At 71.2% G+C, this 12,713-nt stretch carries 17 protein-coding genes; all 17 read right to left on the bottom strand.

From position 1 onward, the window contains the following. Window positions 1-4: 4 nt before the first annotated feature. Window positions 5-403 carry a hypothetical protein gene (locus tag BGO37_RS15740; RefSeq protein WP_291756432.1) on the bottom strand — a complete coding sequence of 133 codons (399 nt, stop codon included), beginning with the start codon at window positions 401-403 and terminating at the stop codon, window positions 5-7. Between the two features lie 28 nt (window positions 404-431). Then, entirely contained in the window at window positions 432-716 is a 285-nt protein-coding gene (locus tag BGO37_RS15735; RefSeq protein WP_291756429.1) for a hypothetical protein, read from the bottom strand. Between the two features lie 4 nt (window positions 717-720). Beyond that, the gene (locus tag BGO37_RS15730) at window positions 721-1,098 is read right to left on the bottom strand and encodes a hypothetical protein (RefSeq protein WP_291756427.1); all 378 of its coding nucleotides are present in this window, start codon (window positions 1,096-1,098) and stop codon (window positions 721-723) included. Between the two features lie 7 nt (window positions 1,099-1,105). Next, the gene (locus BGO37_RS15725; RefSeq protein WP_291756425.1) at window positions 1,106-2,047 is read right to left on the bottom strand and encodes an N-acetylmuramoyl-L-alanine amidase; all 942 of its coding nucleotides are present in this window, start codon (window positions 2,045-2,047) and stop codon (window positions 1,106-1,108) included. A gap of 108 nt (window positions 2,048-2,155) precedes the next feature. Beyond that, entirely contained in the window at window positions 2,156-2,752 is a 597-nt protein-coding gene (locus BGO37_RS15720; protein WP_291756423.1) for a hypothetical protein, read from the bottom strand. A gap of 121 nt (window positions 2,753-2,873) precedes the next feature. Next, window positions 2,874-3,905, bottom strand: a complete 1,032-nt coding sequence (locus BGO37_RS15715; protein WP_291756422.1) for a hypothetical protein — start codon at window positions 3,903-3,905, stop codon at window positions 2,874-2,876. After that, entirely contained in the window at window positions 3,902-4,990 is a 1,089-nt protein-coding gene (locus BGO37_RS15710) for a hypothetical protein (protein ID WP_291756420.1), read from the bottom strand. Before BGO37_RS15710 ends, BGO37_RS15715 begins: the two co-directional genes overlap by 4 nt. Then, a complete protein-coding gene (locus tag BGO37_RS15705) occupies window positions 4,987-5,760 on the bottom strand; it encodes a hypothetical protein (RefSeq protein WP_291756418.1) in 774 nt (257 codons plus the stop codon). Before BGO37_RS15705 ends, BGO37_RS15710 begins: the two co-directional genes overlap by 4 nt. Beyond that, window positions 5,757-7,283 carry a hypothetical protein gene (locus tag BGO37_RS15700; protein ID WP_291756417.1) on the bottom strand — a complete coding sequence of 509 codons (1,527 nt, stop codon included), beginning with the start codon at window positions 7,281-7,283 and terminating at the stop codon, window positions 5,757-5,759. The genes BGO37_RS15705 and BGO37_RS15700 overlap by 4 nt, the downstream gene beginning before the upstream one ends. 135 nt (window positions 7,284-7,418) lie before the next feature. Further along, entirely contained in the window at window positions 7,419-7,856 is a 438-nt protein-coding gene (locus tag BGO37_RS15695) for a hypothetical protein (protein ID WP_291756415.1), read from the bottom strand. Next, on the bottom strand, window positions 7,856-8,446 hold the full coding sequence (locus BGO37_RS15690) for a hypothetical protein (protein ID WP_291756413.1): 591 nt from the start codon (window positions 8,444-8,446) through the stop codon (window positions 7,856-7,858). The genes BGO37_RS15695 and BGO37_RS15690 overlap by 1 nt, the downstream gene beginning before the upstream one ends. A gap of 2 nt (window positions 8,447-8,448) precedes the next feature. Next, on the bottom strand, window positions 8,449-9,483 hold the full coding sequence (locus BGO37_RS15685; protein ID WP_291756412.1) for a phage tail tube protein: 1,035 nt from the start codon (window positions 9,481-9,483) through the stop codon (window positions 8,449-8,451). Window positions 9,484-9,504: 21 nt separating this feature from the next. Beyond that, window positions 9,505-9,702, bottom strand: a complete 198-nt coding sequence (locus BGO37_RS15680) for a hypothetical protein (RefSeq protein ID WP_291756410.1) — start codon at window positions 9,700-9,702, stop codon at window positions 9,505-9,507. 10 nt (window positions 9,703-9,712) lie between these two features. Further along, entirely contained in the window at window positions 9,713-10,216 is a 504-nt protein-coding gene (locus BGO37_RS15675) for a hypothetical protein (protein WP_291756407.1), read from the bottom strand. Continuing rightward, complete coding sequence (locus BGO37_RS15670; RefSeq protein ID WP_291756405.1) at window positions 10,213-10,725, bottom strand: hypothetical protein; 513 nt, start codon at window positions 10,723-10,725, stop codon at window positions 10,213-10,215. The genes BGO37_RS15675 and BGO37_RS15670 overlap by 4 nt, the downstream gene beginning before the upstream one ends. A 5-nt stretch (window positions 10,726-10,730) precedes the next feature. Next, the gene (locus BGO37_RS15665; protein WP_291756403.1) at window positions 10,731-11,024 is read right to left on the bottom strand and encodes a hypothetical protein; all 294 of its coding nucleotides are present in this window, start codon (window positions 11,022-11,024) and stop codon (window positions 10,731-10,733) included. Window positions 11,025-11,111: 87 nt separating this feature from the next. Then, complete coding sequence (locus tag BGO37_RS15660) at window positions 11,112-12,605, bottom strand: phage major capsid protein (RefSeq protein WP_291756401.1); 1,494 nt, start codon at window positions 12,603-12,605, stop codon at window positions 11,112-11,114. Window positions 12,606-12,713: the final 108 nt, after the last annotated feature.

Raw genomic sequence — 12,713 nt, 5'->3', positions numbered from 1 at the left:
AGGCTCAGGTCCGGGAGACGTCACTCGTCGTGCTGGAGCTCGTGATGCTCGGCGCGCTCGTCGGCTTCAGGTTGGGCACGACGACGACGCCGATACCGCCGAGCGCGGCCAGCGCCACGGTGATCCAGTCGGACAGCGTCACGGTGGCCCAGCCGGTGGTACTCGCGAGAACGGTGGCCAGGGCTGCAAGGCCGGCGCCGAGGAACGCGGCGACCCCCTTGGCGTAGGCCTGCGCGCCGGCGTCGAAGTTGGGGACGAGGTAGACGACGACTGCAGTCAGGATCGCGATGGCGATCGTGACCGCCTCCACGGGGGTGATCGTGCCGTCCGTGATGGCGGCGCCGATCACCGCGAGCGCGGCCGCGATGATGGCGGCGATCGCCTTGGCGTACTGGGTGAGCATGTGACCTCCTCAGGTCATGTTGGGTTGATCAGCGGCGCGTGGGACGGTCGGGGATAGGGATGCCGGCGCGGGCGAGGGCGACGACGAGCAGCGAGGTGAACGTCCGCTCGTCCTCGAGGTCGTTCTCCACCGTGGACAGGCGGCGTTCGGTGGCCTCCAGGCGGCGCTCGAGCCGGCCGGTGAACCGGTTGTCGGCGTCGGCCTCACGGGCGGTGGTCCGGTCACGGTGGTCCAGCCAGGCGCGGACGATGGTAGCGATCCACGACGCCCCACCCACGGCTGTGACGATCGCCAGGACGGCGGTGTCGCTCACGTGGTCATCCCTTCGGCAGGGCGCGGAGCTTGCTCGCGACGCGGGTCAGGTACACCAGCCGGTCGGCCTGGGCCACGGCCAGTCCTACGACCAGGAGCGTGACGACGAAGTCGGCGCCGTGCTGAATGAGGAGCGCCACCCACAGCAGTGCGGTGATCAGCGGCGGCAGCATCACCCACTCCAGGCGGTACGACCGCATCACGATGCCGACGAGGGCGACCGCGGCAGACCCCGCCACGACGGCTCCGGCGGCCTGCAGCAGCTTGGCGTAGCCGTCGACGTCCCAGGTGAGAAGTCCCAGCAGCAGCAGGAGCGCGTACCGTCCAGCGAGCGCGACCAGTTGCGACCATCGCGCCCACGGCGGCTCGGTGATGTACGGCATCGTCACCTCAGTACCGGCCCGACGCGGTGTGGGCCAGGTTGAGAGCGTGCTGGTGCAGCCGAGTGGTCTCGGGGCCGGCGTCGCGGTCGAAGTCGCTGGTGCGCGGCCCGCGGCCGAGCACGGCCTGCGCCTGGGTGTTGTAGAGCCAGAACTGCCGCACGACGATCGTCAGCGGCCCCTCGTCCCCGTCGACCTCGAGCGCCGGCTTGCCCGTGAGGTCCTGGATGTGGCTGGAGGCCACGACGCTGTTCAGGTAGGCCTGGTCGTGCTCGATGAGCGTGGAGCGGGGCGTCGAGATGGTCTTGTCGACCGGGGTGCCCATGACCTGCTGCCAGCGGCCGATCGTGACCGGGCCGCGGATCCCGTCTTCGTCGATGTGCGGCTCGACGGCCGGCACGGGCACCGGCGGCTGGGCGGGCGTGGTGCCGGCGGCCGCGGCGACCATCGCCAGGAACTGGTCCCACGGGAAGCCGGTGCCCGGGTCCCAGTGGTCGGAGGCGTGGAAGGCCTGGCTGGCGTCGACGTGACCGATGAAGCCCTTGGTGGTGCCGGCCGCCAGCTCGGCGACGCTCAGGTGCCGCAGTGGGATCCCGAACTTGGCGACCCAGTCGGCGCACACCCCAGCAGCGCGCGCCAGGACCGCCTGCGAGGCGGCGTCCTGCCAGTCGGCCGTGGTCTGCCCGGCCCGCCCCGCGAGCTCGATCTGCAGCCCGGCAGCGTTCGCTCCGGGGGCAGCCCACGCGGTGTCCTCGTCGGCCACGCACCGCACCGCCGAGTCGGTGTCGACGCACACGTGCGCCGAGGCCTGCCGCGCCGGGGTCGCGAAGACCCGGGCGACCGCCTCGGCCACGTTCGGGTCGTTCTCGTCGACCTCCATCGTGTGGATCACCACGTACCGCACCGGGGAGATCCGGCCCGGGTACCGGTTCGGCGACAAGATCGTGAGCATCAGGAGCCTCCTTGCATGACGAAGCCCCGTCGCGGACGCGGCGGGGCTGGGAGGTTGGGAACGATCAACGAGCTCAGGGGATGTCCGACCGCAGTCGGGCCGCCCCTTCTAGACCTCGGCGGGGAAGCTGATGCCGCGCAGGGACACGTTGGCGTTCGAGCCACCGGATCCGTAGGCGGCCACCTGCACCTGACCGTCGGCGGGCAGCGTCGTGCTGTTCACCGCTACGACAGCCGAACCTGTACCGGACGCGACGACGAACGTGGCGACCTTGGTGGGCCGGAACCCGGCAGGCAGGGTGAAGATCGTTCCGGTGGAGCCCGACTTGATGAAGCCGGCCAGGTACACGACGCCGTTGAGCTTGCGGTAGGCGGGGGACTCGTAGGGCGGGTTGCTGTAGACGAGCCATCCGTTCACCAGGGTCGGCGTCGTCCACGCGGTGGAGTCGTTGGCGATCGTCGCCCAGTTCGCGTCGCTCGTGGTGACGTTGCGAAGCACCAGGCCGACGTCCAGCTGGTCGACGTAGACGGGAGCGATGGCCGGGTTGCGGCCGGCAGCGACCAGGCCCGCCAGGACGGTGGCCCGCTCGGTGGCGTTCGCGACGGGGATCACGTCGTGGGCCGACGCGATCAGGTCGAGCAGGGTCTGACGGCGAGCGCCGTCGGAACCGGCGGGGATGACGTGCTTGGCGGCGTCAGTGCCCATCGGTGCACCTCCTAGGTGGTCGGGACGGGATCGGGGGCGACGTCGCCGTGGGCGGCATGCCAGTCGGTGTGCAGCTGCTCGTCGGCGACGACGACCCCGCAGATCTGGCAGATACCCCACATCAGGCGGCCCTCGTTCCGGTGACGGTCAGGACCATGCCGTCGCCGTTGCCGGCGCCGGCACAGGCGGCGTAGGTAGCGCCGACGAGCGCCAGGCTCTTGGCGGCGCCGGTGCGCAGCGCCTCGCACATCGGGGAGGTCAGCGCCTGGAGGGGCCCGGGACCCGGCACGACGGTGACGGTGTCCCCGCTGGCGGCGGGCATCCCGGCCGGCTTGGAGCCGTAGGGGGCTCCCTGCAGGGTGACCGCCGAACCGGCGTCTGCCGGGGAGAGGCCGACGCCGCGGACGGCGACCCCGATCGACTGGATCGACAGCGCGCCCAGGTTGACGATCTGGTCGCCGTAGGTGGCCAGACCCCGCAGCGAGCCCGAGCCGTACTTGTCGCCCTCGTACAGGGTGCTCGATCCGCCGTAGCGGCCGGTGTTCCAGTACGAACCCTCGTCGGTCCAGTGCCCCACCTTGACCTCCCAGGTGGACGACCAGGTGGGCGAGATCGTCGTCGTGAACGCGACCGTGGTCGCGCCTGGTGGCGGAGTCGGGGCTGTCGGGGTTCCGTCGGCGGCGGCGGTGGTCGGCCCGAGCACGAGAACCGGGGTGCCCCAGTCGTCGGTCAGGACCCAGGCCTGCGAGCTGACGGTGTACGTCGAGGGGATCGCCGGCAGGGTGCGGGACACGCCGCGCAGCGTCAGCGTCACCGTGGGCGGCGAGCTCGCCGTCGCCGTGACCGTGCCGGCCTGGACAGCGGCATCCGAGTCCACCGGTCCAAGGACCAGGACCGGGCGACCCGTCGTGGAGGAGACCAGGACGCGTGCCTTGCCCTGCGAGACGCTCAGCGTGGTCGCAGCAACCCGGTAGCGGCCAGGCTCGGCTGGCAACCACATGAGCGCACCCCGGATCATCACCTGGACCCGAACGTTGGGCACGTCGATGGCGTAGACGGTGCCCACCACGACAAGGCCCGGATCCTCGCCCGGGCCGGGAGCCTGCGGCATCGACGCGGACAGCGCACCGAGCACGTCGAGACCGCTGCTCACGTCCCCACCCCCACATCGGTGCGCTGCCCGGAGCCGATGTCGGACACCGTCAACGGCAGCTCGGTGCCCGTCACCCAACCCCACAGCGGCTCACCACGACGCACGACGGCCACCGGGTCGTCCAGCTCGAGGCGCGGATCCGGGGCGTGCACGACCGGCAAGATCGCGGCGGACACTAGCGAGCGAGCGAGCATGGTCGCCGCGGCCGCCTGCGCCTGCGCGACGTTCCCCAGCAGCGGGCTGCTCCACTCGGTCGTCACGGCCCCGTACGGGCCGGTGACAGCCATCGGTCCTGTGGCCTGCTCCGCGACCGCCTGCACGTCCTCTGCCCCTGAAGCGCTCGAGCGGGCCACGATGCGGTTCGCCGAGCCGGACCGGGTGTCCGAACGGGGGACCGCCACCACGGTGCCGCCCTTGCCGTCGGTGAGCGTCAACACCGGCGTGGGGACCTGTGGCAGGGGCGCCGCCATGACGATCTGCCCCCAGGTGTCGACCCGTAGCAGTGCCGGCCACGCGGTGGCGATGTCCTGCAGGGCCGCCAGCCGGTCCGTGCCCCACACCATCGTCGACGGCACCGCCCGGTCCGCCAGCGTCGCATCGACCGCCAGACCCATGCCCGGGGGCAGGATCCGCAGCGCCTCAGAGGCCAGGGTGCCGCCCGTCGCCGGCACGAGCGGCACCGCCGGCCTGTCGTCCTTGATGCGCCGCAGCCGCGACTCGCCGGTGACGACCACGTTGCCGTTGTCGTCGTCGTCCCAGTCGGTGATCAGGACGCGGGCCTTGCGGACCGTCCAGACCTGGTCGCTGACCGCCGACCCGACAAGCACCGACACGTCCAGCTCCTGGCCGTAGCGGGCCAGCGGGTGCAGCGGGTCCGACCCGGGACGCCAGTCGAAGCCGTGGTCGAAGCGGCGGACCGTGATCGACAGGGTGTGCAGGACGTCCGTGGTGGTCTTGCTCGTCAGCTTGCCGGACACGATCGGCACGTCCCGCAGGAACGTGCTGCCCAGCCACGAGGAGATCTTGCAGCCCCACCGTGGCGCACCAGCAAGGACTTCGCTGGTCAGGCCCGCGAGCGCGATCATGCCAGCGTGCTCCAATCGAACGCGTCGAGCTGGTCCCACGTGAGGGCCAGGGCGTCGAACTGGTCCCACGTCAAGCCGAGGGCGTCGATGTAGTCCCAGCTGAAGGCGACCTGGGCGGTGCTCGGCTCCGGCTCGTCGATCTCCTCGGCGGACAGGTGCCACGTGCGCCACCTCGACAGGGGCGACAGCAGCGAGCTGTCCCAGGCCGTCGGCTGCAGGATCACCGTCCCGGACAGGTCGCCGTAGCCGGGGGAGGAGCGCATCACCAGCGGCTTGCCGGTACCGAGCATCGCGTCCAGCAGGGCACTGTTCGGACCGTCGACCTCCAGGTCCCACTTCCAGCTGTCGCCGCCGGCGATGTCGGAGAACGGGATTCCCGAGCCCCGGCCTGCCGGACGTACGACCGCCACCCGAGGGGAGCCGGTGCGGGGCAGCTCACCGGAGGCCAGGTCGATTGCCGCGACGGTGGCACCGTCCAGGGACGTGAGGACCATGGGTGAGCCGCACGGGACCGTGAGGGTCGCGGTCGCGGCGATCGCCCCATTGACTGTCAAGGCCCAGTTGACAGTCTGATTCGTGGGGCAGCGGTCGTCCACGAGGGTGACGGTCGAGCCGTTCGAGACGCCCTGAGCACCGGGAACGGTCCACGACGCCCCCGCCGTGGAGGCCGCGATCGACCAGCTGGCACCGGTCGTCATGCCAGTGATCGACAGGATGACCTTCTGTGGGTCGCTCGACCCGACCAGGGTGGCGGCCAGGGCGACGCTCACCGCAGGGCCGCCTTCAGGGTGCGGACCGCCGCGTCGCGGGAGGCGACACCCATGAGGGCAGCGAGCCGGTCGGCCAGGTAGTCCAGGTCCTCACGGCGCAGCTGCACCGGGGCCGCGTTGCCTGCCGGGTAGACGTTCGTCCCGGCCGGGTGATAGGCGAGCTCGGGGCCGTCCTCACCGGTCCAGGCCAGGCCGCCACCGAAACCCGTGACGCCCGACGCGAACGCCGGGATGTGGGGCATCTGCGGCATGGAGAACGACGCGCCGCCCAGCCAGCTCGGCAGCGTGACGTGGATCTTGCCGATCGAATCGTTGTAGATGTCCGCCAGGCCGTTGAACTCGGTGCGGATCGGCCACGTCAGCACGTTCGCGACGGTGGTCCCGACCGTCTTGAGCTTGTCGGGCAGGCTGGTGAAGATGCCGGCGATGTGGTCGCCGATGCCGGAGAACCACTCACCGGCGGACGACCAGGCGCCCTTGATCCAATCCCACGCCGCGGCGCCGGCCTCCTTGACCTTGTCCCAGTGGGTGGCCAGCAGCACGATCGCGGCGATCAGGGCCACCACACCGAGCACGATCCACGTGACCGGGTTGGACAGCATCGCCACGTTGAAACCGGTCTGGGCGACCGTTGCCTCGCCGGTGGCCACCGACTCGGCCTGGGTCGCCGCCGTCGCGGCCGCGGCAGCCACCGCGTGGGCGGTCTTCACCGCAGAGGCGATCTGCATCACCGCGGAGAACCCGGTCAGCGCGCCGCCGGCGATCGTGACCGCCGGGCCGAGCTTGGCCGCGAAGTCCGCCGCCGTGTCCTCGGCCTGCGTCTTGAGCACGCCGACCTTGCCGGCGAACGTGTCGACGCTGGCCGCGGCCTGCCCCTGCAGCTTGCCCGACAGCTCCGCCACGGCGCCGTCGATGTCCTTCGTGCCGTCCGCGGCGGTCTTGATCTGCACCCCGTACGCGGTGAACGCCTTCGTCGACCCGCCGCCCAGAGCCTTGCCGAGGGTGTCGGCGGCGTCCTGCAGCGACGAGTGCTTGGCGGCCGCGTAGTCGGCCACCAGGCCCATGTCGTTCAGGGCCTTCGTCGGGTCGCCGAGGACCTCGGTGAGGGTGGCCAACGCGTTCTTGGTGTCGTCGTCCGACTTGCCGAACTTCTGGTTGGCCTTGACCGTCTCGTCGATGCGGGCCCGGTAGTCGTCGATCGACTCGCCGGCGCCGGTGAAGGCGGCCTCCAGCTGCTTGTCGGCCTGCACGTTGGACGAGGAGAACATCGACATCGCCGCACCCAGACCGACGACGCCGCCGCCGACCAGGCCGAGCTTGTCCGCGGTCGTCTTCGTCTTGCCGCCGATGCCCTCGATCATCGAGCCGACCTTGCCCAGGACGTCGCCGAACTCCCCGCCGACCGTCGAGCTCAGCTTGTTGAACGCCCCGCCGATCGTGCCGGTGACCTTGCCCGCGAAGGAGTCGACCGTCTTGCCGGACTTGTCGTTGGCGATGAGGTCGAAGATCAGCTGTGCCGACACGAGGTCACCTCCTGGAGTTCTTGCGGCTGTCGAGCTCGGCCCTGGTGTTGTCGGCGGCGGTGGCGAACATCACCCAGTCGCCGAACCGCAGAGCCCACACGTCGTCCGGGGTCAGGTTCCACAGCTCGGCGAGGATCAGGAGCCGGCGGCGGACCGAGGTCGCGAGCCACGGCTCGAGGGCGACCGCCGGGACCCCGACGCCTTGGGCGCCGGCGGCGGCGCGTCGCTCGGCTCGCCGGCGGGAACGGTTCCCGCCGGCGCCGTAGGGTCCGGCGCCTCCTCGAGCTCGGGCTCGACGATCTCCTCGAAGTCGGCCGGCCCCATGTCGAGGACCTCGTCCCAGTCGACCATGAAGCCCGCGTTGCGCAGCGTCAGGAACTGGATCACCGCGGTGGCAGGCCCCAGCACCGTCTTCTCGCCGGCGAAGAACTCGTTGATCGCCGGCATCGTCAACCCCGACTGCGTCTGCAGCTCCCACAGATCCCGGTTGCGGGCGTCGTCCGGCGTGATCATCCGCAGCGTCTTACCGACCCACGGGCGGCCCTGCGGGCCCTTGAACAGCAGTCGAGACATCAGGCTCCCTCGTACCTCTTGGCTTCGATGAGGGCCAGGCCCTCGGCGATCGCGTCCATCAGGTCCTTGCGCAGCTGGCTGGCCGTACCCCACGCGCCGCGGCTGAAGTAGTTGTCCGCCGGCTGCTCGATCCACACCTCGCGATCACCGAACACCGGGTGGCGCCACGAGTGCTTGCGGTTGAGCGCCTTGCGCAGCTCACCCTTGGAGGAGGTCAGCCGCACCGTGGTGCGGTACTGGTTGGCCTGCACCCGGAACTTCAGCCCCGACTCGATGTCGCGGCGGGCCCGCCCGTCCAGCCGCGAGCGCGCCGCCTCCCGGTTGACGGTGTCCAGGACCAGGTGATGACGCTTGCGGCCGGCCGCGTCGGTGCCGGCGTGGTACGTCTTGCCGACCGTCACGCCGCCCTTGTACTCGTCGAGGATCTCCGTCATCGCGGCGATCGCCACGTCCCCGGAGCGGCGCATCTTGCGCCGCACCGCGGTGGCCATCCTCGGATTGACCTGCTTGAGGTCGGCGAAGAAGCCGCGCAGGTCCTCCTTGATGTCGAAGCCGAGCACCAGCGCCTGGGGCGACGAGCTCGTGGCCACCCTCAGACCACCGTGTCGAGCGAGCGGTACACCGCCTGGATCGGCTCGGCGCCGCCGACCGGGTCCAGACCGGTGAACGAGTGCGACACCGTGATGACGTCGCCCTTGTTGCCCTTGGGCAGGTCGCCGTCGAGCTTGATCGCCGGGATCGCGAACTGCAGGAGCGGCTTCTGCCCGGTCACCATGTCCGCCAGGCCGGCGAACTCGACGAGCAGCGCGAGCGAGCCCTGCGCCATGTAGGCGTCGACGAGGTCACGCAGCGTGTACTCCAGGACGAAAGATCCGCTGATCACACCGTCCGACGCGCCCTTGGCCGCCGGCGGGCGGGACCGCTTGCCGGCACCGCCGAGGTTGTACCCGTCGGAGTCGACGTCGTTCTTCAGCTTCAGCGTCAGAGACTGGATCGACGCCGCGATCGGCGTGGTCATCGACGCCTTGGTCGTGGTGGTCGCCGCGGTCAGGGTGCCGCCCACCGACAGGTTCGCGCCGACGAACGTGAGCAGCTCCTGGCTGGCCGGGAACGACGCGGTGGCCAGCGCGGTGGCCGTGCTCACGTCGCCACGGCCGACCCAGCTGGTCTTGATGTTCGCGATGTCGCCCGACTTGGCCGTGACCTCCAGGTCGGTGCACACACACCCCGGGAACGTGAACGCGTCCACCGTCGACCCGAGCCGGGGCACGCCCTGCTGAATCGTGTACGAGTTCAGGAAGTCGGCCTGCTTGAGGGTGTGGACCTGCTGGTAGACCGTCGTGGCGCCGTCCTGGTTGACCGTCACCGCACCGAAGAACGCGTTGAGCAGCATGCCCAGGTTGCGGCTCGAGGCGTCGACCTCGATGTCACCGGTCACCTCGTACTTCGTCGGGACAGCGCGGTCCGCGCGGGCGACCCGGCGACCCGGACGGTAGCCGCGGCCCTGAGTGCGGGAGATCTTCTGGCCCAGGGACGAGTCGGCCTCGTAGAAGCGGGAGGTCGTCACGGCGGTGCCGTACGACGACTCGAGCCCCAGACCCACCTGGAAGTCGGACTGCAGCGTCATGACGATGCTCCTTCAGCTCGATCAGACCGTGGGCGTCGGCGGGTCGGCCGGCGCCTTGCTCTTCGTCTTCGTGCGGGCCACCACGGGCGCCCACACGCTGTCCTGGCCGGCCATGCCATCGGCCAGCGGTCCGTCGACGTCGAGCACCTGGCCGGCCGGCACGATCACGCCAGCGGCCGGGACCTCGAGGTCGACGCCGGAGATGTTGCGGAACTTCACGGCATCCTCCTCACGCGTTGCGGACGATCACCCGGGCGGTGAACGTCGCCTGGATCTCGGTGACCATGCCATCACCCGAACTGGTCTCGTCGGTCGAGGTGGCCGTGCGCGACTCAGCCATGCGGCACCAGACCACCGCGCCGTCCAGCGTCGGGCTCGTCACGTTCACGTAGGTCTCGACCGCGGCCATCAACGCCAACGCGCGCCCGCGCGTCACCGACTGGTCGTCCGTGATGCGCTCGACGTCGAACGTCGCCTGCAACGTCAGCTCGTGGTGGGTACGCAGAGTCGACGTCGCCGGGCCCTCGACGGTCGCGGACGCGACGAACTCGACCGTCACCTGGTCGGGCGCCATCTGCGGGAAGTAGTAGCCGGGCACGACCTTCACCAGGTCCGCGTCGACGACGTTCGCCAGCGCCGCCTGGCAGGCGGTGAGGAGCGCGGCCACCACGGTGGAGGCCGCGTCAGCGACGGTCGGGTAGGTGCCGGGGCCGCCGGCAGGGGCTGGGCTCATGCGAACCCGCCCCTGTCGGCGGCACGCCGGCCGATGAGCTCGACGACCGCGTTCGGCAGCGCGAAGCCCTGCGGGACGTCCGAGGTCGTCGCCCCGGTGCGCCGATCGCTGATCTTGCGCTGACGAGCCAGGAACGCGGCCAACGTGATCGCCGCCTCCTCGATGTTCGCGGCCGCCGTCGGGGGAGCGGTCCACGACACCGCCAGCAGACCGGGCGGGATCGGGCCGACGATGCTCGCCGGCGGGTCGAACGTGTACCCGACGGCCAGGCCGTCGACGGTGACCGACTGGATCGAGGCCACGTTCTGCGGCAGCACCACCTCGAGGCGCTCACGCCACGACCGGGAGTACCAGAACTGGCCCGTCTGGCCGCGGCACAGGCCGACCTCGTCCTCGATGCGGGTCATCGCCACCTCCGCCCAGCGGTCGGCCTCGGCGTCGGAGACCACCGCGGCGGTGACGCCCTTGAGCGCCTCGCGGATGTCAGCCGCGGTGATCGGCCACGCCACGAGGCTCAGGCCCGCTCAGGCGTCGCCGGCGGGGTGCTGCCGTCGGCCGTGGCCGGCGGGGTGGGAGCCGCGGGCGGTGTGGGCGGGGTGGTGGCCTCGGCGACCTTGGAGCGAGCGGAGCCCTTGCGGCCCTTCGGCTCGGTCTTCGGGTCGTCGGTGCCGAGCGAGCGGAGGTACGCCGCCAGGCGGGGGTCCGCCTGCTCGTAGTTCGCGGCCGCGGTCTCGTGGTCCCAGCCGCGGTCCTTGATGAGCTGCTCGTAGTTCTTCTTGATGTCGTCCGGGATGTCGTCGAACGCCATGGTCGTGCTCCTTTGCCGTCAAGGGGGTCTGGTCGTGCTGGGGTGCGGTGGCCCCAGGCGTGTGCCTGGGGCCACCGCGTCGGTGCGTCAGAACGTCGGCGCGACGAGGCCGAAGCCGGCCGAACCGGCGTTGCCGCCGATGACCGCGGTTGCGAGCGGGTACCGGCCGGCGGTGAACGCGATGTAGGAGTACGAGAGCAGGAGGACCGACATCGTGTCGGCGCCGTTGGCCTCGAACTTCAGCTGCCGGGGCATGCCGTCGCCCTCCTCCCAGAGGAGCCAGTCGGCGCGCCGCCCGACGATCACCTGGTCCTCGGGGCCGGTCCCGACGGCCGTGGGCACCGACGCGTCGGTGATCCACGGCAGGCCCTGGATCTCGCCGGCCGCGGCCGTCGACGGCGGGTCGAGCGGACCGTCCCAGACCCCGAGCGCGTTGAGCGGGCCGCACGCGCGCGGCACGACCAGCGGCCGGTTCGTCGAGTCCATCTGCGAGGTGAGCCAGCCCCACCGACGCACGTGCGCGATCACCGTGTCGGGCGCGAGGTACCGCCCGCCGCCGACCGCGGCGATCGCGCCGGCCAGCTTCGAGTACAGCGTCGGGATGGAGACAGCGGCCGTGAAAGCTGACATCTGGGTGATGCCGGCGGTGTTGAGCAGGCCGAGCACCTGTCCCGCGGAGCCGGTACCGGAGAGGACCTGGCCGTCGACTGCGACGCCGTGGGCGCCGGCGATGTCGGTGAAGACCAGGGTGTCGACGTCGACGCCGCCGCGCTCGAGGGTCTGGCGGGAGAGCTTCGCCGACCCCGCGACGGTTCCCACCGGGATCGTCAGGTCCGTCCAGGCCCCGTCCGTCTGCGACGGCGCGGTGTTCTGGCTGGCCTGCACGCCCGCCGTCGCACCGGTCGTGCCGCGCGGGACGGTGAGGGTCATGCCCTGCTCGGGCAGGGGCAGGTGGACCGCGACGTTGGCCGTCGGGCGCCCGGCGCGGGCGATCGGGGCCGCCAGTTCGAGCAGGTACTGCGGCGGCACCAGCGAGCCGACCGAGGAGGTCGTCATCGCACGGATCTGCTGGGGGCCGCCGGCGAGCTCCAGGCCCTCATACTCCCCGCCGCGCGACTGGATGCGGTTCTCGCCGTGCACCTCGACCTCGCGCTGGTGACGCGCCAGGCGGTCACGGGACTGCGAGTCGCCCCGGCCCGTCTGGTCGCGGTACAGGTCGGAGAAGAAGGACGTACCGCTCTTGGCCGTGTGCGCGGTGTAGACGCGCGGCTCGGTCTCGACGCGGGCGACCTGGTCGTACTTCGGCGGCTTGGCGCCCGGGGTGCGCTCGGACTGCAAGCGCTGTGCCGCCTGGTCGGCGGCGAGCTCGGTCTCGAGGCTGACGACCCGGTCGTTGAGCGCCGAGATCTCGCCGTCGAGCGCCGTCTTCGCGGTGCGCAGCTGCTCGGCCTTGGCCTCGTCGGCGGGGTCGACCGCGTCCTTCGCGCGGATCGCTGCGAGCTCGTCGGTCATGTTCGCGCGGTTCTCCAGCTTGGCGGCCACCTGGCCGCGCAGCTGGGCGATGAGCTGCTCCAGCGTCATCGTCGTGCTCCCTTCATGGTTGGTGAGGTGGTCGCCCTCCAGCCAGAGGCAAGAGCCGCCCAGGGCAGAGCCGCGGGTGGGCGATGCGCGAAGCACGAGGGGCAGCAC

This window comes from Cellulomonas sp. 73-92, from assembly GCF_001898175.1.
Classification (GTDB): Bacteria; Actinomycetota; Actinomycetes; order Actinomycetales; family Cellulomonadaceae; genus Cellulomonas.
The sequence above is the reverse complement of the archived record's forward strand: the minus strand, read 5'-3'. Positions and strand labels throughout refer to the sequence as shown.